The organism is Streptomyces sp. NPDC037401 (genome assembly GCF_055602345.1).
Genome location: NZ_JBVJWO010000034.1, coordinates 1 through 23024 on the forward strand (window position 1 = coordinate 1; position 23024 = coordinate 23024).

General features: G+C 69.2%; 22 protein-coding genes and 1 pseudogene. 13 read left to right on the top strand and 10 right to left on the bottom strand.

Annotation, left to right across the window (positions count from 1 at the left end; all coding sequences use genetic code 11):
- Positions 1-283 precede the first annotated feature (283 nt).
- Positions 284-1090: an SDR family NAD(P)-dependent oxidoreductase gene (locus tag ACZ7H1_RS29290; RefSeq protein ID WP_470790810.1), complete on the bottom strand. Its 807-nt coding sequence runs from the start codon at positions 1088-1090 to the stop codon at positions 284-286.
- A 338-nt stretch (positions 1091-1428) separates the two neighbouring features.
- Positions 1429-3575: pseudogene (gene kdpB / locus ACZ7H1_RS29295) on the bottom strand (potassium-transporting ATPase subunit KdpB).
- Between the two features lie 424 nt (positions 3576-3999).
- Here kdpB (ACZ7H1_RS29295) and kdpF (ACZ7H1_RS29300) point away from each other — a divergent pair.
- The 10 genes from kdpF (ACZ7H1_RS29300) (at position 4000) to ACZ7H1_RS29345 (ending at position 15287) form a co-directional block, all read left to right on the top strand.
- The gene (gene kdpF / locus ACZ7H1_RS29300; protein WP_252310259.1) at positions 4000-4089 is read left to right on the top strand and encodes a K(+)-transporting ATPase subunit F; all 90 of its coding nucleotides are present in this window, start codon (positions 4000-4002) and stop codon (positions 4087-4089) included.
- Positions 4090-4141: 52 nt separating this feature from the next.
- Positions 4142-4888: a DUF4118 domain-containing protein gene (locus ACZ7H1_RS29305; RefSeq protein ID WP_470790811.1), complete on the top strand. Its 747-nt coding sequence runs from the start codon at positions 4142-4144 to the stop codon at positions 4886-4888.
- Positions 4889-5128: 240 nt separating this feature from the next.
- Positions 5129-5218, top strand: coding sequence for a K(+)-transporting ATPase subunit F (gene kdpF, locus ACZ7H1_RS29310; protein WP_018845955.1), 90 nt, complete (start codon positions 5129-5131; stop codon positions 5216-5218).
- Positions 5219-5226: 8 nt separating this feature from the next.
- On the top strand, positions 5227-6891 hold the full coding sequence (gene kdpA, locus ACZ7H1_RS29315) for a potassium-transporting ATPase subunit KdpA (protein ID WP_470790812.1): 1665 nt from the start codon (positions 5227-5229) through the stop codon (positions 6889-6891).
- The gene (kdpB, locus tag ACZ7H1_RS29320; protein WP_470790813.1) at positions 6888-9026 is read left to right on the top strand and encodes a potassium-transporting ATPase subunit KdpB; all 2139 of its coding nucleotides are present in this window, start codon (positions 6888-6890) and stop codon (positions 9024-9026) included. The genes kdpA and kdpB (ACZ7H1_RS29320) overlap by 4 nt, the downstream gene beginning before the upstream one ends.
- A 5-nt stretch (positions 9027-9031) precedes the next feature.
- A complete protein-coding gene (gene kdpC, locus ACZ7H1_RS29325; protein WP_470790814.1) occupies positions 9032-9667 on the top strand; it encodes a potassium-transporting ATPase subunit KdpC in 636 nt (211 codons plus the stop codon).
- Between the two features lie 107 nt (positions 9668-9774).
- On the top strand, positions 9775-10458 hold the full coding sequence (locus tag ACZ7H1_RS29330; RefSeq protein ID WP_470790815.1) for a response regulator: 684 nt from the start codon (positions 9775-9777) through the stop codon (positions 10456-10458).
- A gap of 5 nt (positions 10459-10463) precedes the next feature.
- The gene (locus ACZ7H1_RS29335) at positions 10464-13007 is read left to right on the top strand and encodes an ATP-binding protein (protein ID WP_470790816.1); all 2544 of its coding nucleotides are present in this window, start codon (positions 10464-10466) and stop codon (positions 13005-13007) included.
- Between the two features lie 191 nt (positions 13008-13198).
- The gene (locus ACZ7H1_RS29340) at positions 13199-14572 is read left to right on the top strand and encodes a TrkH family potassium uptake protein (RefSeq protein ID WP_314250727.1); all 1374 of its coding nucleotides are present in this window, start codon (positions 13199-13201) and stop codon (positions 14570-14572) included.
- Positions 14565-15287 (top strand): potassium channel family protein, encoded by a 723-nt coding sequence (locus ACZ7H1_RS29345; RefSeq protein WP_470790817.1) that lies wholly within the window; start codon positions 14565-14567, stop codon positions 15285-15287. Before ACZ7H1_RS29340 ends, ACZ7H1_RS29345 begins: the two co-directional genes overlap by 8 nt.
- Before the next feature lie 241 nt (positions 15288-15528).
- On the opposite strand, the gene ACZ7H1_RS29350 is transcribed toward ACZ7H1_RS29345, so the two are convergent.
- The 4 genes from ACZ7H1_RS29350 to ACZ7H1_RS29365 all read right to left on the bottom strand — a co-directional run bounded on the left by ACZ7H1_RS29350 (position 15529) and on the right by ACZ7H1_RS29365 (position 17665).
- Positions 15529-15699 carry a hypothetical protein gene (locus tag ACZ7H1_RS29350; protein WP_470790818.1) on the bottom strand — a complete coding sequence of 57 codons (171 nt, stop codon included), beginning with the start codon at positions 15697-15699 and terminating at the stop codon, positions 15529-15531.
- Positions 15700-15819: 120 nt separating this feature from the next.
- Positions 15820-16086, bottom strand: coding sequence for a twin-arginine translocase TatA/TatE family subunit (gene tatA / locus ACZ7H1_RS29355; protein ID WP_470790819.1), 267 nt, complete (start codon positions 16084-16086; stop codon positions 15820-15822).
- 87 nt (positions 16087-16173) lie between these two features.
- A complete protein-coding gene (locus tag ACZ7H1_RS29360; protein WP_272262317.1) occupies positions 16174-16755 on the bottom strand; it encodes a TerD family protein in 582 nt (193 codons plus the stop codon).
- A gap of 334 nt (positions 16756-17089) precedes the next feature.
- Entirely contained in the window at positions 17090-17665 is a 576-nt protein-coding gene (locus ACZ7H1_RS29365; RefSeq protein ID WP_272262319.1) for a TerD family protein, read from the bottom strand.
- A 224-nt stretch (positions 17666-17889) separates the two neighbouring features.
- On the opposite strand from ACZ7H1_RS29365, the gene ACZ7H1_RS29370 reads away from it, so the two are divergent.
- The 3 genes from ACZ7H1_RS29370 (at position 17890) to ACZ7H1_RS29380 (ending at position 20243) form a co-directional block, all read left to right on the top strand.
- Entirely contained in the window at positions 17890-18291 is a 402-nt protein-coding gene (locus ACZ7H1_RS29370) for a BlaI/MecI/CopY family transcriptional regulator (protein WP_329377021.1), read from the top strand.
- Between the two features lie 5 nt (positions 18292-18296).
- Entirely contained in the window at positions 18297-19229 is a 933-nt protein-coding gene (locus ACZ7H1_RS29375; protein ID WP_470790820.1) for a M56 family metallopeptidase, read from the top strand.
- A gap of 126 nt (positions 19230-19355) precedes the next feature.
- Positions 19356-20243, top strand: coding sequence for a universal stress protein (locus ACZ7H1_RS29380; protein WP_470790821.1), 888 nt, complete (start codon positions 19356-19358; stop codon positions 20241-20243).
- A 213-nt stretch (positions 20244-20456) separates the two neighbouring features.
- Here ACZ7H1_RS29380 and ACZ7H1_RS29385 read toward each other — a convergent pair whose 3' ends face one another.
- From ACZ7H1_RS29385 to ACZ7H1_RS29400, 4 genes are all read right to left on the bottom strand, one after another.
- Positions 20457-20663: a hypothetical protein gene (locus ACZ7H1_RS29385; protein ID WP_470790822.1), complete on the bottom strand. Its 207-nt coding sequence runs from the start codon at positions 20661-20663 to the stop codon at positions 20457-20459.
- Positions 20664-20875: 212 nt separating this feature from the next.
- Positions 20876-21331, bottom strand: coding sequence for a tellurite resistance TerB family protein (locus ACZ7H1_RS29390; protein ID WP_468154618.1), 456 nt, complete (start codon positions 21329-21331; stop codon positions 20876-20878).
- Between the two features lie 108 nt (positions 21332-21439).
- A complete protein-coding gene (locus tag ACZ7H1_RS29395; protein ID WP_470790823.1) occupies positions 21440-22462 on the bottom strand; it encodes a sporulation protein in 1023 nt (340 codons plus the stop codon).
- A 105-nt stretch (positions 22463-22567) separates the two neighbouring features.
- Positions 22568-22786: a hypothetical protein gene (locus ACZ7H1_RS29400; RefSeq protein WP_075971580.1), complete on the bottom strand. Its 219-nt coding sequence runs from the start codon at positions 22784-22786 to the stop codon at positions 22568-22570.
- Between the last annotated feature and the right edge of the window lie 238 nt (positions 22787-23024).

Sequence of the window (23024 nt, forward strand, 5' to 3'; positions counted from 1 at the left end):
GGCTGGACCTGTGGGTCCAGCCGCCCCCGGCGTCGTTTCCTTCTCCCCCGGGTACGGGGGGGGGGGGGGGGGGGGGGGGGGGGGGGGGGGGGGGGGGTTGGGGGGGGGTGGGGGGGGGGGGGGGGGGGGGGGGGGGGGCCCCCCCCCCCCCCCCCCCCCCCCCACTCCGGGGTCGGATCGGACAGCGATCAGCTCCGGCTGGCCCTGCCGCCGTGGTCGGCAGCCTTTTTGCGGCGAGCCTTCTTCGTCCGGGCGCGTTTGGGCACGGGTGTGGCGTACTCCTTCAGACGGAGTGGCCGACGAGCAGGTCAGCGAGCTTGTTCAGCCGCTTGACGGTCCGTTCCTCGGTGGCGGCGGGTGCCGGCTCCATGCGCCGGCCGCGGTCGTAGTAAGCGCCGTTGACGATCTCGACGGCCGGGTCGCAGAGCCGCGCGATGTGGGCGGCGCCCTCGGCGGCCGAGGTGCCTTCGTGGCCGTAGAGGGGCCGCAGTGCGGTCTCACACACACCCGGATCGACGGAGACCGCGGTGACACGCGGGTCGGCGGCGAAGACCGTGAGTGCCAGCTGGGACTGGGCGTAGGCCGCGAGCCTGGAGTAGCGGCGGGTGCGGTTGGGGTCGTTCCACATGATGGAGGCGGTCCGGTGCATTGAGGAGGAGACGTTCACGACGCGGCCGCCCGGGGCGCTGGTCAGCGCCGGTTCGAGGAGGGTCGTCAGGAGGTAGTGGGCGAGGAAGTTGACCTGGAACGCGAGTTCGTTGCCATCGGGCGTCACGGTGTGGCGCTCGGGGGCGGCGACGGCGGCGTTGTTGACGAGGACGTCGAGGTGCGGGTGACCTGTGATGATCCGGTTGGCCAGCCGCTCGACCTCGTCGAGGTGTGCGAAGTCCGCCGCGCACGGGCGCAGTAGTTCCGCGTCGACGTCGGCGGTGGCGATGAGGCGGTCGGCGGCTGCCCGGGCCTCCTGCGGGGTGCGGCCGTGCAGCAGGACGGTGGCACCGCATTCGGCGAGCCGGCGGGCGGTCTCGTAGCCGATGCCGGAGGTGGCGCCGGTGACCAGAATGGTCCGGCCGGACAGGAATGAAGGCATGAGCGGTTCCTGTGGAAGGGCATGGCTGTGGAGGGGACGAAGTGCCCCGCCAGCCATGCGGTGAGGTGAATATGGGTTGTGTGCGGACGCGAGTGCGCCGGCGTTGCATGGTGATCGCGGCGAGCCCGGAAGGGCCTCCCGCACGGGTCAACGGGTGCTAGCGCACTGGAGGGCGCGCAGGGCGCTTCGCGGGCGGCATCGACGTGAGCCGGGCACGGATCAGTCCTGATGGCGGCCGGTCGTCGTGGCGCTGACCGATGTTCACGGTATCCATCCAATGTGCCTGCGACGACGGGTTCAAGTGTCCTGACGGCTCCTTGACTCGGCTCTGACGGATCTCATCCGAGGCCGGGAACGGCGGACACCAGCAGGTCGATGAGCTTGATGCCCACGAAGGGCAGGATGAGGCCGCCCAGTCCGTACAAGGCGAGGTTTCTGCGCAGGAGATCGTGCGCGGAGGCGGGCTTGTAGCGGACGCCGCGCAGGGCGAGGGGGATCAGGGCGATGATGATCAGGGCGTTGAAGATGATCGCCGAGGTGATGGCGGACTTCGGGCTGTGCAGGCCCATGATGTTGAGCGCCTCCAACCCCGGGTAGGCGGCAGTGAACATGGCCGGGATGATCGCGAAGTACTTCGCGACGTCGTTCGTGATGGAGAACGTGGTCAGGGCGCCTCGGGTGATGAGGAGTTGCTTGCCGATCCCGACGATCTCGATGAGCTTGGTCGGGTTGGAGTCCAGGTCCACCATGTTCCCGGCCTCTTTCGCGGCCGAGGTACCGGTGTTCATGGCCACGCCCACGTCGGCCTGGGCGAGGGCGGGAGCGTCGTTGGTGCCATCGCCGGTCATCGCGACGAGCCTGCCGCCCGCCTGCTCTTGCTTGATCAGCGCGAGCTTGTCCTCGGGGGTGGCCTCGGCGAGATAGTCGTCGACGCCGGCCTCCTGCGCGATGGCTTTGGCGGTGAGGGGGTTGTCGCCGGTGACCATGACCGTACGGATGCCCATGCGGCGCAGCTCCGCGAAGCGTTCCCGGATTCCTTCCTTGACCACGTCCTTGAGATGGATGATCCCCACCACCCGCGGGCCGTCCCAGTCGTGGACGGCGACGAGCAAGGATGTACCACCGGACGCGGAGATGCCGTCGGACCAGTGCAGGGCCTCGCTCGGCACGCTCCCGCCGCGCAGCGAGACCCATTCGGCGACCTGGGCCGCCGCGCCCTTGCGGATGGCGCAGGCGGCGCCGTTGCTCCAGCTCAGGTTGATTCCGCTCATCCGGGTCCGGGCGCTGAAATGGGTGAACGTCGCATTGCTCAGCTCCCCCTCGGCGGGCGGCTGAAGGCCGTGCTGCCGGGCGAGCGCGACGATGGAGCGCCCCTCGGGGTCTCGTCGGCGAGCGGGGCCAGCTGGGCGGCGTCGGCGACCTTGAGGTTGTCCACCCCGGGGAGTGGCACGAAGGAGGCCGCCTCCCGGTTGCCGAGGGTGATGGTGCCGGTCTTGTCGAGCAGCAGGGTGTTGACGTCGCCGGCGGCCTCGACCGCGCGCCCGCTCATCGCGACGACGTTGCGCTGGACGAGGCGGTCCATGCCGGCGATGCCGATGGCGGACAGCAGGGCGCCGATGGTGGTGGGGATCAGGGTGACGAGGAGGGCCACCAACACGGTGGTGGTCTGGGCGGCGCCCGCGTGTGCGGCCATGGGCTGGAGTCCGACGACGACCAGGATGAAGACGACGGTGAGCGCCGACAGCAGGATATTGAGCGCGATCTCGTTCGGGGTCTTCTGCCGGGTGGCGCCCTCCACGAGGGCGATCATGCGGTCGATGAAGCTGTGCCCGGGGCGCGAGGTGACCCGTACGACGATCGAGTCGGAGAGCACGGTCGTACCGCCCGTCACGCCTGATCGGTCGCCGCCGGACTCCCGGATCACCGGGGCCGATTCGCCTGTGACGGCCGACTCGTCGACCGCTGCGGCGCCGTCGATCACATCGCCGTCGGCGGGGAACAGCTCCCCCGCCTCCACCAGGACCACATCGAGTGGCTGGAGGTCGGCCGGGGAGACGGCCTCGGTCTCGGCGTGCCGGAGGTTCAGGCCGTACGTCCAGTGACGTAGGCGCAGCGCGACGGTGTCTGTACGCGCCCGGCGCAGTGATTCGGCCTGGGCCCGGCCGCGCCCTTCGGCGACGGCCTCGGCGAAGTTGGCGAAGATCACCGTCAGCCAGAGCCAGATACTGATCACCCAGGTGAAAACGGACGGGTGAACCAGCGCCGAGAGGGTGGTCAGGGCGGACCCCACCGCCACCACGAACAGGACGGGCTTCCTGACGAGTTCACGGGGACGCAGCTTGCGCAGGGCTTCCTGGAAGGAAGCCGCCGGCTGTACGGAGTCCAGCAGGGGCCGCCGCCCTGGGCGTCTGTGAGGTGGCCGGTTGACGGGAGCCTGCGACGGGGTCCGGACGGGAGGTACCTGCCGGGTGGCGGCGGGAGGCATGGAGAGACCTATCGGTGGGATCGGCTGGGCCGGAACGAGGGATGCGCCGCCGGGGGACCCGTCCCATAGGGGCCCCTCCGGCTCGTCACGCGACGTTCGGATCCCCTGGCAGTGCAACGGGCAGGAACCTACCGTTCGTTGAGCCCATGCCGAGCCTCCGGAGCCGTCAATTGGCGAGGTCTTGACGGGTGTGCGGTGACTTCCGTCAAGACTCCGTCAGTGACGCGTCAACAGGTATGGATCCGCCGGCCCTGCCTGCTCGCGGAGGTTCCGGTTCCTGTACGTCACGGGGTGTCGGCGAGTGCTGGACGGTTTCCGTATGAAGTCCGACAAGACAGCGTCAGCACGGGCGCGGTCCGCCCGGCGCGGGTGCATCGTCGCATTGCGGGCATCCGCCCCGCGTGGCCGAGAGAACGGATCGCAGATGGACCTGGAGAATGTCGTCGGGCTGCTCGTGGCCGTTTCCCTGCTCGCATACCTGGTGGCAGCCCTGATCAACCCGGAGAAGTTCTGAGTCGACGTCCTTCGGGCTCCGTCCCGAGACGGATGAACTGGAAGGTGACCGAATGCCCCGGTACCTGGTGAGTGACCGTGTCGCACTGATCGGGGCGCTCGTCCTGCCCTTCCTGGTCGCCCTCGCGCTCGTGCCCTTCCGCAGCCGGCTGGCGGAGACGAACGAAGCACTGATCCTGGTGGTGGCCATCGTCCTGGTGGCCGCCCGTGGCACCCGCCTCGCCGGGGCGCTCGCGGCCGTCTCGGCGGCGGCCTGGTTCGACTTCTTCCTGACCCGCCCCTACCAGCGCTTCACCATCACCGACCCGGACGACATCCAGACTGCCGTCCTGCTGCTGGTGGTCGGACTCCTCGTCGCCCAGCTCGCCGTCCGGGTGCGACGGCTCGAGGTGGTGACGGTGACAGATGCCGATCACCTCTCCCGCCTGCACGCCACCGCCCGTCTCGCCCAGCGCGCCGGATCTCCCGAGGCCGTGGTGGACCGCGTCCGGGGCGATCTCACCGAGCTGCTGGAGCTGCGGGGATGCCGCTTCGAATACGGGTCCCTGCTCGGCCGTCCGCCACGGCTGGAGCACGACGGCAGTGTGTCGGTCGGTCACCGCGCCTGGGATCTGGAACGCAACGGCTGGCCCGAGGGCGAGGTCGAACTGCGCGCCAGTGGCAACGGTCACTACTACGGCCGGTTCATGCTCGCCCCTACGCCGGGTTCGGTGCCTTCGGTCCAGGCGCGCCGGGTGGCCGCGACACTCGCCGACCTGACCGGCTCTGCCCTCGACACGGCGTTGCCCGGCGAGGGCTGAACAGGGCTTGCGTATCGGCGCCGCGTAAGGATTCCGTCAAAGGCGCCACGTCCGGCGTATGGGAGCCGTCAAGGCCCCTTAACGACGCTTCCGGGATGCGGTTAGCTCTGGATCGGCCAGCTGGCCGATTCCTTACTTCCACTTCCTCCAGGAGCTCACGATGGCCGATGTGGCCTTCGTCGTCACCACGATCGCGGTTTTCGCGCTGGTGGCTCTCATCGCCAAGGGGGTGACGAAGCTGTGACTGCCGAGAACATCGTTGGCCTGGTCGTGGCCGTCGCTCTGCTGGGATATCTCGTCCTCGCCCTCGTCAAGCCGGAGAGGTTCTGAGTCCCGAAATGAGCCCCGTTCTTGCTGACGTCCTCCAGGTGGCGGCGCTGATCGCCGCCCTGGCCCTGGTGCACCGCCCCCTGGGCGACTACATGGCCCGCGTCTTCTCCTCCGAGAAGCACCTGCGGGTCGAGAAGTGGATCTACCGCAGCGTCGGCGCCAATCCGAACGTTGAGATGCGCTGGTCCGCCTACCTGCGCGCGGTGCTGGCCTTCTCAGCCGTGAGCGTGCTGTTGCTGTACGTGCTCCAGCGCGTACAGCACGTACTGCCGCTGTCGCTCGGCTTCGAGGCGATCACCCCGGACCAGGCGTTCAACACGGCCGCGTCCTTCGTGTCGAACACGAACTGGCAGTCGTACTCGGGTGAGACCGCCATGAGCCACGTCACCCAGACCGCCGGCCTCGCCGTCCAGAACTTCGTCTCGGCGGCCGTCGGCATTGCCGTCGCGGTGGCCCTCGTACGCGGCTTCGCCCGCTCCCGCACGGGCGAGCTGGGCAACTTCTGGGCCGACCTGGTGCGCGGCACCGTCCGCATCCTGATCCCCATCTCGGTGATCGCCGCGATCCTGCTGGTCTCCGCGGGCGCCATCCAGAACTTCGGCGGCATCCACGAGCTCACCACGGTGACCGGGCAGACTCAGAGCATCTCGCCGGGCGCGGTGGCCTCCCAGGAAGCCATCAAGGATCTGGGTACCAACGGCGGCGGCTACTTCAACGCCAACTCCGCCCATCCCTTCGAGAACCCCAACGGCTTCTCGAACCTGCTGACGATCTTCCTGCTCCTGGTGATCCCCTTCTCGCTGCCGCGCACGTTCGGCCGCATGGTCGGCAACGTCAAGCAGGGCTACGCGATCGTCGCCGCGATGGGCACGATCTGGTTCGTCGGCGTGATCCTGGTGACCTGGATCGAGTACGCCCACCCGGGCACCGCCTCCCAGCTCGCGGGCGGGGCGATGGAGGGCAAGGAGCAGCGGTTCGGCGAAGGAGCGTCCTCGCTGTTCGCGGTCTCCACCACCATGACCTCCACCGGTTCGGTCAACTCCTTCCACGACTCCTTCAGCGGCCTGTCCGGCGGTGTGCTGCTTCTCGGCATGATGCTCGGCGAGATTGCGCCCGGCGGTGTCGGCTCCGGCCTCTACGGCATGCTGATCATGGCGGTCATCGCGGTGTTCCTGGCCGGTCTGATGGTGGGCCGCACCCCGGAGTATCTGGGCAAGAAGATCGGCACCCGCGAGATCAAGCTCGCGGCCTGCTACATCCTCATCACTCCTGCCCTGGTCCTGGTGGGTACCGCTGTGGCGATGGCCCTGCCGGACGGCAAGGAGGCCATGACCAACGTCGGGGCGCACGGCTTCTCCGAGGTCCTGTACGCCTACACCTCCGCGTCGAACAACAACGGCTCCGCGTTCGCCGGCTTCGGCGCCAACACGCCGTTCTTCAACACGACGCTGGGCCTGTGCATGCTGCTGGGCCGCTTCCTGCCCATGGTCTTCGTGCTGGCGCTGGCCGGCTCGCTTGCCGAGCAGAAGCCGGTCCCTGAGACAGCAGGCACCCTGCGCACCGAGAAGCCCCTGTTCACAGGGCTGCTCGTCGGAGCAATCCTGATCATCACCGGTCTGACGTTCTTCCCGGCGCTGGCGCTGGGGCCGCTCGCCGAGGGGCTGGGGTCATGACCGCCAACGTAAAGAAGCACGAGGACCCGATGTCCACCAGCACGGGGACCCCCGCGCCGCACAGTGATGTTCCGACGGGGCACAAGCCCGAGAGCGGCCGCGTGGGCGCTGGTCTCTTCGACCCCAAGCAGCTGCTGAAGTCCTTCCCGGACGCGGTCCGCAAACTCGACCCCCGGATCATGATCAAGTCCCCGGTCATGTTCGTGGTCCTGATCGGGTCAGTGGTCACCACCGTTCTGGCGATCACCAACCCGATGGACTGGTTCGGCTGGGCGATTACGGCCTGGCTGTGGCTGACCACGATCTTCGCGAACCTCGCGGAGGCCGTCGCCGAGGGACGGGGCAAGGCGCAGGCTGACACGCTGCGCAAGGCCAAGACCGACACCGTCGCCCGCCGCATCGTCGGCAAGAACGAGGAGCGCGTCCCGGGTACCGAGCTGCGCATCGGCGACCTGGTGGTGTGCGAGGCCGGCGACATCATCCCCGGCGACGGTGACGTCGTCGAAGGTGTCGCGTCCGTGGACGAGTCCGCCATCACGGGGGAGTCCGCCCCGGTCATCCGCGAGTCGGGCGGCGACCGCAGTGCGGTGACCGGCGGTACGAAGGTCCTCTCGGACCGGATCGTCATCAAGATCACGACAAAGCCGGGCGAGACCTTCATCGACCGGATGATCAACCTGGTGGAGGGCGCGGCGCGGCAGAAGACGCCGAACGAGATCGCGCTGAACATTCTTCTGGCTTCCCTGACGATCGTCTTCCTGCTGGCCGTGGTCACGCTGAAGCCGTTCGCGATCTATGCGGGCGCCGACGAGCAGACCTCGATGATCGTGTTGACCGCGCTGCTGGTCTGCCTGATCCCGACCACGATCGGGGCCCTGCTGTCCGCGATCGGCATCGCGGGCATGGACCGCCTGGTCCAGCGCAACGTGCTGGCCATGTCCGGGCGAGCCGTGGAGGCGGCCGGCGACGTCTCGACGCTGCTGCTCGACAAGACAGGCACGATCACGCTGGGCAACCGGCAGGCCGCCGAGTTCGTCCCGGTCAAGGGCACCACCGAGGCCGAACTGGCCGATGCTGCCCAGCTGTCCTCGCTGGCCGACGAGACCCCCGAGGGCCGCTCGATCGTCGTCCTGGCGAAGGAGAAGTACGGGCTGCGCGAACGCCACCAGGGCGAGCTCGCCCACGCCGACTGGATCGCGTTCACCGCCCAGACCCGTATGTCCGGTGTCGACGTCGACGGCAGGAAGACCCGCAAGGGTGCGGCCGGTTCGGTCATCACCTGGGTGAAGGAGCAGGGCGGTCAGGTCTCCGACGATGCCGACCTTCTCGCCAACCGCATCTCCGAGGCCGGCGGTACGCCGCTCCTCGTCGCAGTCGAGGACGAGAAGGGCGCCCGCGTGCTGGGTGTCATTCACCTCAAGGACGTGGTCAAGGAGGGCATGCGGGAGCGGTTCGACGAGCTGCGCCGCATGGGCATCAAGACGGTCATGATCACGGGTGACAACCCGCTGACCGCGAAGGCCATCGCCGAGGAGGCGGGTGTCGACGACTTCCTCGCGGAGGCGACCCCCGAGGACAAGATGGCCCTCATCAAGCGGGAGCAGGCGGGCGGCAAACTCGTCGCGATGACGGGCGACGGCACCAACGACGCGCCCGCGCTGGCCCAGGCCGATGTCGGCGTGGCGATGAACACGGGTACCTCGGCCGCGAAGGAGGCCGGGAACATGGTGGACCTGGACTCCAACCCCACCAAGCTCATCGAGATCGTGGAGATCGGCAAGCAGCTCCTCATCACCCGGGGGGCGCTGACCACCTTCTCGATCGCCAACGACGTCGCGAAGTACTTCGCGATCATCCCGGCCATGTTCGCGGTCGCCTACCCGGGCCTGGACAAGCTCAACATCATGGGCCTCGCCTCGCCCGAGTCCGCGATCCTCTCCGCGGTCATCTTCAACGCGCTGATCATCATTGCACTGGTTCCGTTGGCCCTGAAGGGCGTCCGGTACCGGCCGACCAGCGCGGACAAGATGCTCCGCCGCAACCTCGGGATCTACGGCCTGGGCGGCCTGGTCGCCCCGTTCATCGGCATCAAGCTCATCGACCTGCTCATCTCCCTCATCCCCGGAATCGGCTGATCGCCATGAACAACTCCGTCTCCAACACAGGCCGTCTCCTGGTCGCCGCGCTGCGGATGCTGCTGGTGCTGACCGTCGTGACCGGCATCCTCTACCCGCTCGCCGTCACCGGGGTGGCCCAGGCGCTCTTCCACGACAAGGCCAACGGCTCCCTGGTCAAGGCCGACGGCAAGCAGGTCGGATCCTCGCTCATCGGCCAGAGCTGGGACCTCCCCAAGAAGAACCCGGATGACGAGGAAGAGGCAGCGCGTCCGGACCCCAAGTGGTTCCAGCCGCGCCCCTCCAACAGCGGCTACAATCCGCTCGCCACCGGCTCCAGTCAGCTCGGCGCGTCCGACTCCCGGCTGGTGCAAGCGGTCACCGATGCCAAGAAGCAGGTTGCCGAGTTCAACGGAGTCCCGGAGTCCGAGGTGCCCAAGGACGCGGTCACCGGCTCCGCCTCCGCCATCGACCCGCACATCTCCCCGGAGTACGCGGAGATCCAGATCAAGCGCGTGGCCAAGGAGAACGGCCTCACCGAGCAGCAGGTGGCCAAGCTGGTCGAGGAGCACAACGAGGGCCGCACCGCCGGCTTCCTCGGCGAACCCCACGTCAATGTCCTCAGCCTCAACCTGGCACTCAAGGCGCTGACCAAGCGCTAGGGCCCGCCTTGAACGGGCTCCGGAGCCGGCCAGATGCGGAACTCTCGTGTCCGGCCGGCTCCGCCCCATGACCAGCACGCCCACCGCGGAAGGAAGGCGCCACACAGATGACCAGGGTCCTGGTGGTGGAAGACGACCCGCAGCTCGTCCGCGCCCTGAGGATCAACCTCCAGGCACGCAAGTTCGACGTCGAGTCGGCGACCGACGGCAGTTCGGCCCTCCGCCTCGCCGCCGCCCGCAAACCGGACGTCATACTGCTGGACCTCGGCCTGCCCGACATGGACGGCATCGAAGTCATCAAGGGCGTACGGGACTGGAGCCGCGTCCCCATCCTCGTCCTGTCGGCCCGCCACACTTCCGAGGACAAGATCAGGGCGCTCGATGCCGGAGCCGACGACTACGTCACCAAGCCTTTCAGCATGGACGAGCTGCTGGCCCGGCTGCGCGCAGCGGTCCGCCGCCAGGAGGCCGCTGAGCCTTCGCAGGAGACGGTCCTGGTGACGACCGACGACTTCACAGTGGACCTGGTGGCCAAAAAGGTCCGGCGTGATGGCCGGGATGTCCGGCTCACTCCGACCGAGTGGCACCTGCTGGAAATCCTCATCACCCACCCCGGCAGGCTGATCAGCCAGCGACAGCTGTTGCTCGAGGTGTGGGGCCCGACGTACGGCGACAAGACCAATTACCTGCGCGTCTACATGGCCCAGCTCCGGCGCAAACTGGAAGCGGACCCGGCGCATCCCAGATACCTGATCACCGAGCCCGGCATGGGCTACCGCTTCGAAGGCTGAACGACATGAGACGCGGCACATTCCGGATCTACCTCGGCGCCGCCCCGGGCGTCGGCAAGACGTACGCCATGCTCTCGGAAGGGCACCGCAGGATCGAGCGCGGCACCGACGCCGTCGTCGCCTTCGTCGAGCACCACGGCCGCCCCCGCACCGAGGTCATGCTCCACGGACTCGAAGAGATCCCGCGGGCCGAGCTGGAGTACCGGGGTGGCGTCTTCACGGAGATGGACGTGGACGCCGTACTGGCCCGACGCCCTGCCGTGGCACTCGTGGACGAACTCGCCCACACCAATGTGCCCGGCTCCCGTAACGCCAAGCGCTGGCAGGACGTCGAGGAACTCCTCCAGGCGGGCATCGACGTCGTATCCACGGTCAACATCCAGCACCTGGAGTCCCTCGGCGACGTCGTCGAGGCCATAACCGGGGTCCGGCAGCAGGAAACCGTGCCCGACGAGGTGGTCCGCCGGGCCGACCAGATCGAGCTGGTCGACATGTCCCCGCAGGCCCTGCGCCGGCGCATGGCACACGGCAACGTCTACAAGCCGGACAAGGTCGACGCCGCCCTGTCGAACTACTTCCGCCCCGGCAACCTCACCGCCCTGCGCGAGCTGGCCCTCCTGTGGGTCGCCGACCGGGTCGACGAGTACCTCCAGGAGTACCGGGGCGAGCACAACATCCGCTCCACCTGGCAAGCCCGCGAGCGGATCGTCGTCGGTCTGACCGGTGGTCCCGAAGGCCGACAGCTCATCCGCCGGGCCGCCCGCCTCGCCGAGAAGGGCGCCGGCGGTGAAGTCCTCGCCGTCTACATCGCCCGCAGCGACGGGCTCACCTCCGCCTCGCCCAAGGAACTGGCCGTCCAGCGGACCCTGGTCGAGGACCTCGGCGGCACCTTCCACCACGTCATCGGCGACGACATCCCCGACGCCCTGCTGGAATTCGCCCGCGGCGTCAACGCCACCCAGATCGTCCTCGGCGTGAGCCGCCGCCGCCCCTGGCAGTACATCTTCGGCCCCGGCGTCAGCGCCACCGTCGCCCGCGAGTCCGGACCCGACCTCGACGTCCACATCGTCACCCACGACGCGGCCGCCAAGGGCCGGGGCCTACCCGTGGCACGCGGCGCCCGCCTGGGCCGATCCCGCATCATCTGGGGTTGGCTGGTCGGCATCGCCGGACCGGTGATCCTGACCGTACTGCTGCGCACTGTCGTTCCCGACCTCGGGCTCACCAACGACATGCTGCTCTTCCTCACGCTCACCGTGGCCGCCGCCCTGCTCGGCGGACTGCTTCCCGCGCTGGCCTCGGCCGCCTTCGGGTCCCTGCTGCTCAACTACTTCTTCACGCCGCCGCTACACCTGTGGACCATCGCCGACCCCAAGAACATCGTCGCCATCGCCGTCTTCTTCGCGGTCGCCGTCTCCGTCGCCTCCGTGGTCGACCTCGCAGCCCGCCGCACCCACCAGGCCGCCCGGCTGCGCGCCGAAGCCGAGATCCTCTCCTTCCTCGCCGGCAGCGTCCTGCGCGGCGAGACCGCCCTGCCCGCCCTGCTGGAACGGGTCCGCGAAACCTTCGCCATGGAATCGGTGGCCCTGCTCGAACGCGACAGCGACGTCGACCCGTGGACCCTGGCGGCCGGCACCGGACCCGCCCCGGCCGCGCGACCCGAGGACGCCGACGTCGACATGCCCATCGGCGACAACATGGCCCTCGCCCTCACCGGACGTGTCCTCCCGGCCGAGGACCGCCGGGTCCTCGGCGCCTTCGCTGCCCAGGCCGCCGTCGTCCTCGACCGCCAGCGCCTCGTCGGTCAGGCAGAGGAGGCCCAGCGTCTCGCCGAGGGCAACCGCATCCGTACCGCGCTGCTGGCCGCCGTCAGCCACGACCTCCGCACGCCCCTCGCCGGAATCAAGGCATCCGTCACCTCCCTCCGCGCCGATGACGTGGAATGGTCGGAAGAGGACCGAGCCGACCTGCTCGAAGGCATCGAAGAGGGAGCAGACCGACTCGACGCACTGGTCGGCAACCTCCTCGACATGTCCCGCCTCCAGACCGGCACCGTCACCCCGCTGATCCGCGAGACCGACCTCGACGAAGTGGTCCCGATGGCCCTGGTCGGTGTGCCCGACGACAGCGTGGAACTCGACATTCCTGAAACCCTCCCCATGGTCGCGGTCGACCGTGGTCTGCTCGAACGGGCAGTCGCCAACATCGTCGAGAACGCGGTCAAGTACAGCCCCGACGGCCAGCCCGTCCTCGTCTCGGCCAGTGCGCTGGCCGAGCGCGTGGAACTGCGCGTCGTCGACCGCGGCCCCGGCATCCCGGACGAGGCCAAGGACCGCATCTTCGAGCCCTTCCAGCGCTACGGAGACGCCCCCGCCGGAGCCGGCGTGGGCCTCGGCCTCGCTGTCGCACGCGGCTTCACCGAAGCGATCGGAGGCACCCTGACAGCGGAGGACACTCCCGGCGGCGGTCTGACCATGGTCCTCACCCTGCCCACCGCGGACACGGGCCCCAGATCCGTCCCCGGCCTCCCCAAGGCGGCACTCACCTGACAGGCCCCGCACCCGGCCGTTCTTCCCCACACGCCTCGACGGACTCCGCCCCACCGGGGGACACCCGCTCCCGTCGGCCGTGGCCTGTTCGAAGGCCGACACCCGCCGGGGTAGGGTGGCGCCGCTGGTCCTTGACGCACTCCTGATGCTCGGGCCCAATGGTGGCGTCGAGTCGGAGGGAAGTCGGTCGAGTGGCCGGACGCGCGGCAAGGGTGTGGCATTCGCTGTTCACCACTCATCCGGCCCGCAGCGTGGTGTGGGCGTTCGCCCTGGTGATCGCCGCTGGCACGGGATTGCTGATGCTGCCGGTCTCCTCCCAGGACGGCTCGACGACAGACGTCGTGACGGCGCTGTTCACGTCCACCTCGGCGGTGTGCGTGACCGGTCTGGTCGTCGTGGACACCGCCACGCACTGGAGCGGTTTCGGCGAGGTTGTCATCCTGGCGCTGATCCAGGTCGGCGGCTTCGGCATCATGGCCCTGGCATCCCTGCTGGCGCTGCTGGTCTCCGGCAGGCTGCGGCTGCGCATGCAACTGACCGCGGCAGCGGAGACCAAGAGCCTGGGGCTCGGCGACGTACGCCGTGTCCTCCTCGGCGTGGCGGGCTGCACGCTCATCGTCGAACTCGCGGTGGGAGCGTTCCTCGCCCTGCGGCTGCGCTTCGGATACGGCCGTTCCGTCGCCGAAGCCGCCTACTCCGGCTTCTTCCACGCGGTATCGGCCTTCAACAACGCCGGCTTCGGGCTGCACGGCGACAGCCTCACCCCGTACGCCCAGGACCCGTGGATCACGCTGCCGATCGCCGTGGCCGTGATCCTGGGCGGCCTCGGCTTCCCGGTACTGCTGGAACTCCTGCGCCACCGCACCCGGCGCCGCACCACCGGCCGCCGCAACTGGTCGCTGCACACCCGTCTGACGCTCGTCACCAGCGCCGCCCTGCTGTTCATCGGAACTGTGCTCACCTGCCTGCTGGAATGGACCAACCCAGGCACCCTCGCCCCCTTCGACTGGGACGAGAAGATCCTCAACGGCTTCTTCTACTCCGCGATGAGCCGCACCGCCGGTTTCAACGCCATCGACATGGGCGCACTCAACGCCACGACCCTCCTGTTCACCTGCACGCTGATGTTCATCGGGGGCGGCAGCGCGGGCACGGCAGGCGGCATCAAGGTGACCACCTTCGCGGTCCTGGCGGCGGCGATGCTCGCTGAGGTCCGCGGCGAGCCCAACTCCACCGTAATGGGCCGGCGCCTCGCCCCGCACGTGCTGCGCCAGGCCCTGACCGTGGCACTGCTCGCCGTGGGACTCGTCATCGCCGCCACCCTCGCCCTGCTCACCGTCACCAGAGCCGCCTTCGAGGACGTCCTCTTCGAGGCCGTCTCCGCTTTCGCCACCGTCGGCCTGTCCACCGGCATCACCGCCGACATCCCCGACTCCGGCCAGCTGATCCTCGTCCTCCTCATGTTCGTCGGCCGCCTCGGCCCCATCACCCTGGTGTCCTCGCTTGCCCTGCGCGAGCGGACCCGCCGCTACCAGCTACCCGAGGAGCGACCCGTCATTGGGTAACTACCTGCACTCCCTGCGCCGACGCCGCCGCAAGCGGCTCCTGGACCTCGGCGCCCACGCCGCGGGCGACCAACGCGTGGCCGTCATCGGTCTGGGCCGGTTCGGCAGTTCACTGGCCAACGAACTGACCCGGCGCGGCTGGGACGTGCTGGGCATCGACACCGACGCCGCTCTCGTCCAGAAGCACAGCGACATCTTCACCCACACTGCCGTCGCAGACTGCACCGATCCCGAGGTGCTCCGACAGCTCGGCGTCGGGGACTTCCCCAGCGTGGTCGTTGGCATCGGCACCGACATCGAGGCCAGCATCCTCGTCGCCTCCAACCTCCTGGAAGAGAACGTCCCCAACATCTGGGCCAAGGCCATCAGCCGCCAGCACGGACAGATCCTCGAACGCCTCGGCGTCCACCACGTCGTCCTCCCCGAACACGAGATGGGCGAGCGCGTCGCCCACCTCGTCACCGGCCGCATGCTCGACTTCATCGAGTTCGACGACGACTACGCCCTGGTCAAGACCATCACCCCGAACGCGATCACCGGCATCCCGCTCGGACAGAGCGCCGTACGCACCAAGTACGGCATCACCGTCGTCGGCATCAAACGCCCCGGGAACGACTTCACCCACGCCACTGCCGAGACCGTCGTCGAGAAGGGCGACGTCATCATCGTCACGGGCAAGACCACCGCTGTCGAAACGTTCGCCGAACTCGCCTGACGATCAACGGACGGCAGGAGGTACACCGCCAGTACGAAGCACTGCCCCGCAGTTGTGGTGGGCTGATGGCGAAGCAGGTCAAGGGCGGTGCCGGGCAGGATTCCCGCCGCTGAGGTCACGGCGAGCCGGAAGGCCTGGTGCCGACCGCTCTCGATGGGGCTCCGGGGCCCTGCCGGAGGCCCGCAGCCGCGTCACCGGGCCGGCCGAGGTTCTTCGTCACGTACCAGCGAGGAAACGTCGGCTAACGGCAGTCGGCGTCCAGGCCCAGCATGAGGACACCGGCCACGAGCATGGCTATGCCGACGGCGAGAACCGGGATCCATGGGCCCGGGAGGATGTAGAGCGCGGCGCCGGCCATGGTGGTGATGGTGCCGACTACGGCCAGGGCGATGGCACCCCAGGTGCGCGACATGCTCCCTCGCTGGGCTGGTGCGGCACGACTGATGTGAAGAACGTTATACCGCTCGGCAGGCCGCTTGCAGGGCGTGCCCTCCCGGCGGATGCGGCGCGACGGGGAGGCCGAGGCCCCAGGTCAGCGTTGTGCGTGGTCGCAGCGGGATACGCGGGCGGGGCGCGGGCTGATCACGGCGTCGGGTTCGATAACCAACCCGGTACCGGCGTCGGCGGGCTGCTCGCCGGCGGCTGTTCTGCCAGCCGGGTCGTTCTTCATCGCCCTGGCCTCGCTTTTCAGAATCCGGGCGGACTTCCCCATCGAGCGGGCGAGTTCGGGCAGCTTCTTGGCTCCGAAGACCAGGGTGACGAGGATGAGGATGATCGCTATCTCACTGATGCCGAACACTGCGTTGGCCTCCGATGCCGGTGATGCCCTCTTCGCCGAGCCTGCACGCCGGCTCCGGCCTGTACATGTCCGCTGCGCTGGTGCTCGTTACAGATGGGAGGTGATGGCGGGCAGCAGGTCCTGGAACGTGCGGCCGTTGGCCGGCTCGCCGATCGCGGACATGTTCCAGCCCTGCCCGGACCGGTGGACCTTGGCCATGACCTGGGCGGTGTAGGTGCCGCCGCCGGAGAGGGTGTAGCGGGCCAGCTCCTGGCCGTTGGTCTCGTCGATGAGGCGGCAGAAGGCGTTCTGCACGTCCGTGAAGGTCTGCCCGGTGAAGGAGTTGACGGTGAAGACGATCTGGTCGACGTGCACGGGCACCCGTGAGAGGTCCACCAGGATGGACTCGTCGTCCCCGCCCTGTCCGGCGCCGCCGACGCGGTTGTCCCCGGTGTGGCGCACCGAGCCGTCCTTGCTGACCAGCTGTTGGAAGAACACCACGTCCACCGGATCCTTGCCCGCGAACAGTACGGCCGAGGCGTCCAGGTCGATCTCCCGCGCGGTCATCCGGGCGAGAAAGCCCTTGCGTGGGGCGGATTGCCAGCCCAGCCCCATCCGGACCACGCTCAGCGTGCCACCGCCGGCCTTCTCCAGGCTGATCTGCTGGCCCTTGTCGAGATTGATTCCCACCGTGTCCTCCTGATGATCGGCCGTCGGACAGCATCTTCGCGAGGCCGCCTTCGCGACCGCCATGAATCTACAGCACTGTAGAAAACGATGACGGTGTACGTGGTGCCCCGTTCCTGGGCAATCCGGCGCGCGGTCGTACCCGGCGGATGGGGGAGTTGCGGGTCGGTGCGGCGGTGATGCGAGCCGCATGGGCTCGAAGTCGGCTCCGCCCGCGGTTCCGGGCGGGCCTTCCTGCCTCAAAGGATCCCCGGATCGAGTGACACGGCTGCGCCTGTATCGGGTGACGGGGGTGGTCCGCCGGGCCCGGCGGACCACCCCGCCTGCATGCGGTTGTTCAGACGCCGACGCCGAAGTCTGCGGCGATTCCGGACAAGCCGGAGGCGTAGCCCTGGCCGACGGCGCGGAACTTCCACTCCGCGCCGCTTCGGTAGAGCTCACCGAAGACCATCGCGGTCTCGGTCGAAGCATCCTCGGAGAGGTCGTAGCGGGCGATCTCCGCACCGCCGGCCTGGTTGACGACGCGGATGAACGCGCCCCTCACCTGGCCGAAGCTCTGACTGCGGGCCTCGGCGTCGTGAATGGAGACCGGGAAGACGATCTTTTCGACGTCGGCGGGCACGGTGGCGAGGTCGACCTTGACGACCTCGTCGTCCCCCTCGCCCTCGCCGGTGAGGTTGTCGCCGGTGTGCTCGACGGAGCCGTCGGGGCTCTTGAGGTTGTTGTAGAAGACGAAGTGCTGGTCGGAGGGGACCTTCCCGGAGGCGTTCACCAGGAGCGCGCTGGCATCGAGGTCGAAGTCGACCCCGGTGGTCGTCCGGACGTCCCAGCCCAGGCCGACCAGCACGGCGGTCAGACCCGGGGCCTCCTTGCTCAGCGAGACGTTTCCGCCCTTGGACAGGCTCACACCCATGTCGTGACTCCCATTCGGTATCCCCGCGGCCCCGGCGGGCGCGCCCGTACCGTCGGATCAAGGTGAATCTACAACACTGTAGAAGTATATTGGTGGGAGTTCGGCCGGTGTGGCGGCTTCGCGGAGGCGGACCGTTCGCGGTCCGCCGAGCAGTCGGCCGGTGGATCAGTACGATGAACCGCCACGCCGCATCGGGTGAGGCCATGAGGCGGGAGGTTGACGGCATGACAGTGAAAGACTCGAGCGGTGCCGACCCGTCCCCCCGCCGGGGGCAGGGTGAACTGGAGGGCCAGGTACTCGCCGCACTGTGCCAGGCGCCGGGGCCGGTCACGGCCGGCTGGGTCCAGGAACGCCTGGGCGGCGGACTGGCCTACACGACGGTGATGACGATCCTGACCCGGCTGCAGGCCAAGGGTGCTGTGGCGAGGGAGCGGGTGGGCCGGTCGTTCGAGTGGATGGCGGTCGCCGACGAGGCCGGGCTGGCCGCTCTGCGGATGCGCAAGGTCCTGGATGCCGAGAGCGACCGGCAAGCCGTCCTGGCCAGCTTCGTGACCGCTCTCACGCCCGGGGACGAGGAGCTGCTGCGGGAACTGCTGGGCAAGGCGTCCGAGGCGGGAGAAGACTGAGGGACATGGGAATTTTCGTGTTCCTGCCGCTGGTGCTGCCCTTAACGGCGTGGCCGATCGCACGCCTGGCCGGGCATCATCTGCACCCGCGTACCGCGACGTGGCTGCTGACCGGCGCCGCGGCGGTGCTGGCGGTGTGCAGCACGCTGTGCCTGGCGCTGCTGATGGTGGTGGGGACCGCGCAGCTGCCCGGCAACCCGTTGCCGGACGGCTGGTCCGACCCGGAGGTGCGCGAAGCGGTCCCGTACGACGAGGTCGCCGGCAAGGCCGCCATCCCCGCGCTCCTCGCGGTGATCGCCTCGTGTACGTCGGCGGCATGGCGCCACCGGCGCGTACGCCGACGCAGCCAGCGCGCACTTGCCGGGCTGCCCGCCACCCCGGTGGCCGTGCTGCCCGATGAGGTTCCGTACGCCTACGCGCTGCCCGGCTCGCGCCGTGACCGGATCGTGGTGAGCACGGGCATGCTGGCCTCGCTCTCCTCCCGCGAGCGCCGGGCACTGTTCGCGCACGAGCGTGCCCACCTCACGGGAGGCCACCACCGGTTCCTGCTGGCCGTCCAGCTCGCCGCCCGCGCGAACCCGTTCCTGCGGCCGCTGAGGTCGGTGGTGGCCTACACCGCCGAGCGGTGGGCCGATGAGGAGGCGGCGGCCAGGGTCGGCAGCCGCCGTACGGTGGCGGTGGCGATCGGCAAGGCGGCGCTGATCAGCCGCGGCGCCCCGCTGGCCACGCTGCCCGCGTTCGCGGCGGCGGGACCGGTGCCGAGCAGGGTCGCCGCACTGCTGGGGCCCGCCCCTGCCTCCAGCCGCTGGCCGTCGGTGTTCACCGCGGTGGGCGTGGCCACGTGGGGTGCGGCGGCTGGCACAACGGTGTCCGCACTGTCCTCGGCGAACTCCGCCGTCACCCTGTTCTTCATCCTCCACGCCGCCACACCGCTATGACCTGGCCCGGGGACGCCTGACGCGGCTGCCCCTGGTCGCGTGGGTGCGGCCTGCGAGAGAACCTGGGAGGACGAAGCGCGGGCCCAGCCCCGCAGCAGGAGCTGCGGGAAGAGGAGAGGCAGGGCGATGTCCGGTCCGGTCGTGGTCGGGGTGGACAGCTCGCCCTACGCCATGGCCGCCGTGGACGCCGCCGCACGGGAAGCACTGCTCAGAGGAGCGGAGCTGCATGTCGTGCACGCCTTCGTCTGGCCCGCCATGCACGTCCCACCCGGCTCCTCACCTCTCGGACCGCCCGGCGGAGGAGTGCGGGATCTGGTCGAGCACCTGCTTCACGAAGCGGTCGACCGGGCCCAGGCTGCAGCCCCAGGAGTACGGACCACCAGCGCGGTGATGCCCGGCGAGCCGGTGGCCGCCCTGGAAGCGGAGTCACGCACGGCTCAGCTCGTGGTGGTGGGCCACCGCGGCACGGGCGGCATCCGAGGGCTTCTCCTGGGATCGACGGCCGTCCACCTTGCCGCACACGGCCAATGCCCGGTGATGGTCGTACGCGGCCGGACCGGGCCCGAGGGGCCCGTACTGGTGGCGGTGGACGGCTCCCCTCAGGGCCTGGGCGCGATCAGGTTCGCGTTCGCCGAGGCACAGCTGCGGGGCAGTGAACTGGTGGCCCTGCACGCCTGGAGCACGTGGAGTGATCACGGCGAGAGCGGCCCGGGCCGTCCTGTGGAACTGGTGGACCTGATCGGTGACGTGGACCAACAACGGACGGTGGAAGAGCGGCTGCTGGCCGAGGCCTTGTCCAGGCACCGCGAGCAGTACCCCGAGGTGACTGTGCGCCAGCGGATCGTCCGGGGCCGTACGCGGCCGACACTGATCGAGGCCAGCGAGACCGCCCAGCTGATCGTGGTGGGTGCGCGCGGGCGGGGTGGATTCGCCGGGCTGCTGCTGGGCTCGGTCAGCCAGGCCGTCCTGCACCACGCCCACTGCCCCGTCACCGTGGTCCGCTCGGGCCTGTGACGCCCAACCGCACCCGGCTGGGCGCGAGGCCGCGAACGGCTCCGTGTGGGACCTCGCGCTCACGCCGCGCTGATCGTGTTCAACGCCCTGTTCGCGGGCGCCGAGATCTCACATCGGACAGCGCCTCGACATGTGTCTTCCCGCCTCCGGCGCGTATGGTTCTGGCGCCTTACGTCGGAGACGACGACAGCAGGTCGTTCGGGAAGGAAAGGATCAGGATTCGCCGGGCTGGACCTCGGCTGATTCGGTCCCAGGGCGACGGATCGTGCTGATGCCGAGTCCCAGCGCGACACCCACGCCGAGTCCGAGCGCGAGGTTGTCGACGATGAGCAGACCGAGTACGACTCCCATCATCATGCCCAGCGATATGCCCGCCGTGAAACCTACGTACGGAGCGCCGCGTTCCTCGCTGTTCGCCATGCGGACATTGTGCTCCAAGGCAGGTGACGACTACGGACCGGGCTCCGGAATCGAACGGCGTCCCGAGCGTCATCGCCCGGATGGAGATTCGCTACGTCGACACAGCCTTCGCCTGATCGTGCGCACCCGCCCGAAGCCCGGTCTCCTCGCAGGCATGCCTCCCCGCGCCTTGGGGGCCGCGACGCCGGGCGCGTACGGGCAGGGCCGTGGCGCTAGAGGTCGAACTCGTGGGGCGGGAGGTCGAGGGCGTAGCAGGCTTCGCGTACGACGGCCTGCTCGGTCTTGTCGAAGTCGCCGTCAGCGCCTCCGATGACGATGCCGATCTGGATGACGGCGCGCGCCTCGGCGGGCTTCTTCTTCGCCTTGGCGATCTCCTGCAGGATGCTGACCTTGCCGAAGTCGAAGTCGGCGGTGAGGGTGTTGAGGTAGTCGTCGAAGCGCGTCTGGAGATCGGCGGCCGGGAAGTTCTGCAGGACCTCGTTGGTGGCGATCAGGTGGGCCACCCGTCGGCGCTCGGAGTCGTCGATCGTTCCGTCCGCCGCGGCGACCAGGGCGCACATGGCCATGCTCGCGTCGCGGAACGCGCCGGACTTCAGCTCGTTCTTCTTTGCCTCCAGCTGCGTCTGCATCTGCTGGGCGGACTGCTTGAAACGGTCCCACAGGGCCATGCCAACTCCATCGGGTCGCAGGGTTGTCCGGGCCGGGGACGGACGGATCCGGCCCGGACAAGTTATTTCTACACCACCGTAGAAGCTACGGTGCGGGTGACGGAGTAGCTACGCTTCCTCGCCGCCGTCCTCGTCCTCGTCGTCCTCGAAGAAGTCGCCGATCTCGTCGACGACTTCGGCCGCCACCATCCCGCCGACGACACCGACCGCGAGGCCGGCCGCGCCGGCGGCGACCACGGTGCCCATGCCCGGCCCGGACCGGTGACTGTCATGGTGTCCGTGGTCGTCCTTGTGGGCGTGAGCGTCGTGCCCTGCGCCGTGCCCGTAGGGGCTGTGAGGGGTGTGAGCCGCGCGGGCGGTGTGCGCGTCGAGGAGCTGGCTGATCCAGGAGCCGACGACGGCGTTCCAGTCCCGGTGGGCCGCTCCCTCGTGGCTGACGTGGTGCCGGCCGAGGACATCGTGGCCTCCGGAGAAGAGGCCGCCGCGCTTGTCCGCCTCCAGGACGACCTCCAGCCCGCCGGGATGGGCGAGGAAGGTCAGCTCGATCTCGTTGAGCTGGTGGGCGTGCTGCGGGGGCGGGGTGAGTTCGATCTCCTGGTAGAAGGGCAGCTGCTGGCCGGTGCCGCTGATGCGGCCCAGTTCGAGATCGGCGGACTTGAAGCCGAAGCCGAGCTGCCCGAATGCCTCAAGGATCGCCTCCTGCGCGGGCAGCGGCCCCACGGAGAGGGGGTCGAGGTCGCCCTTGTCCCTGGCGCCGGCGATGCCGAGCTCGGTCCGCACTCCGAGGACGATTCCCAGAGGCTGGCCGTGCAGCTGGGTGATGGGGGTCTCCCACGGCAGCGTGATGGCGAACGGCGCGGAGCGGTGCTCGGCCTCCGCGAGGCGGAAGCCGCCGCCGATGTGGAATCGCTCGAAAGCAACCGTGCCCTCGTGCTCGCCGCCCTCGGTCTCGGCCTCGACGCGGGCGACGAGTTCCAAAGTGATGTGTTCGATGTCGAAGCCGGCCCGGCCGCCGGTGAGGCGGACCTCGCCGGTCAGGCTGCCCCCGGGTGCGGCGGTCGTCAGGTCGAGAACCGTGTCCGCGGCGGGGCCGCCGACACCCATCGAGCCGAGCAGGCGCTTGAACACCATCGTGGCGCTCTCCTTCATGTGCGTTGCGTTGTGATCTTTGTTGCGGTGCCCGCGACGGTGCCGCGGACCGGGGTCCGGTCCACGGCACCGCGCGAGCCTGAAGCGTTACTTCGCCGCGTCCAGGGCCGCGAGGGCCTGCGCCCAGCGGACGTACTTCAGCTCGGCGAGTTCGGCGACGGTCGTGACGCCGAACGCCTCTTTGAGCAGCTCGCCGTCACGGTCGGAGACGCCTTTGAGGGCTCCCACGGGAGCGGCCAGGATCTCGGGCAGGCTCTTGTCCGCCCACGCCTTGTCCAGCACCTTGTCCAGATCGATCGAAGCCACGTTCTGTTCCCCTCCTGACTTCACGCGAGCCCGACGGGCGCGCGTACGGGCGCCCGGGCAGCACGGAGTGCTCCGTCCGCCCTGGCATAATCTACAGACATGTAGAAGCATAGGAGCAGCGCGGCCGCTGTCGAGTGAACAGGCGACGGTTGAGCGGGAAAGTCCGAAAAGGCCCTCCCTCTCGCCGTGTGGGACGTCACTGGCCAGGGGCTTTACTGCTCCTTTACAGTTGTCGTGC

Bases quoted from the DNA above. Each gene is read 5' to 3' on its own strand.
- ACZ7H1_RS29290 (WP_470790810.1), bottom strand. From the start codon at position 1,090: ATGCCTTCATTCCTGTCCGGCCGGACCATTCTGGTCACCGGCGCCACC.
- kdpF (WP_252310259.1), top strand. From the start codon at position 4,000: ATGGACCTGGAGAATGTCGTCGGGCTGCTCGTGGCCGTTTCCCTGCTC.
- ACZ7H1_RS29305 (WP_470790811.1), top strand. From the start codon at position 4,142: ATGCCCCGGTACCTGGTGAGTGACCGTGTCGCACTGATCGGGGCGCTC.
- kdpA (WP_470790812.1), top strand. From the start codon at position 5,227: ATGAGCCCCGTTCTTGCTGACGTCCTCCAGGTGGCGGCGCTGATCGCC.
- kdpB (WP_470790813.1), top strand. From the start codon at position 6,888: ATGACCGCCAACGTAAAGAAGCACGAGGACCCGATGTCCACCAGCACG.
- kdpC (WP_470790814.1), top strand. From the start codon at position 9,032: ATGAACAACTCCGTCTCCAACACAGGCCGTCTCCTGGTCGCCGCGCTG.
- ACZ7H1_RS29330 (WP_470790815.1), top strand. From the start codon at position 9,775: ATGACCAGGGTCCTGGTGGTGGAAGACGACCCGCAGCTCGTCCGCGCC.
- ACZ7H1_RS29335 (WP_470790816.1), top strand. From the start codon at position 10,464: ATGAGACGCGGCACATTCCGGATCTACCTCGGCGCCGCCCCGGGCGTC.
- ACZ7H1_RS29350 (WP_470790818.1), bottom strand. From the start codon at position 15,699: ATGTCGCGCACCTGGGGTGCCATCGCCCTGGCCGTAGTCGGCACCATC.
- ACZ7H1_RS29365 (WP_272262319.1), bottom strand. From the start codon at position 17,665: ATGGGTGTGAGCCTGTCCAAGGGCGGAAACGTCTCGCTGAGCAAGGAG.
- ACZ7H1_RS29370 (WP_329377021.1), top strand. From the start codon at position 17,890: ATGACAGTGAAAGACTCGAGCGGTGCCGACCCGTCCCCCCGCCGGGGG.
- ACZ7H1_RS29375 (WP_470790820.1), top strand. From the start codon at position 18,297: ATGGGAATTTTCGTGTTCCTGCCGCTGGTGCTGCCCTTAACGGCGTGG.
- ACZ7H1_RS29380 (WP_470790821.1), top strand. From the start codon at position 19,356: ATGTCCGGTCCGGTCGTGGTCGGGGTGGACAGCTCGCCCTACGCCATG.
- ACZ7H1_RS29385 (WP_470790822.1), bottom strand. From the start codon at position 20,663: ATGGCGAACAGCGAGGAACGCGGCGCTCCGTACGTAGGTTTCACGGCG.
- ACZ7H1_RS29390 (WP_468154618.1), bottom strand. From the start codon at position 21,331: ATGGCCCTGTGGGACCGTTTCAAGCAGTCCGCCCAGCAGATGCAGACG.
- ACZ7H1_RS29395 (WP_470790823.1), bottom strand. From the start codon at position 22,462: ATGGTGTTCAAGCGCCTGCTCGGCTCGATGGGTGTCGGCGGCCCCGCC.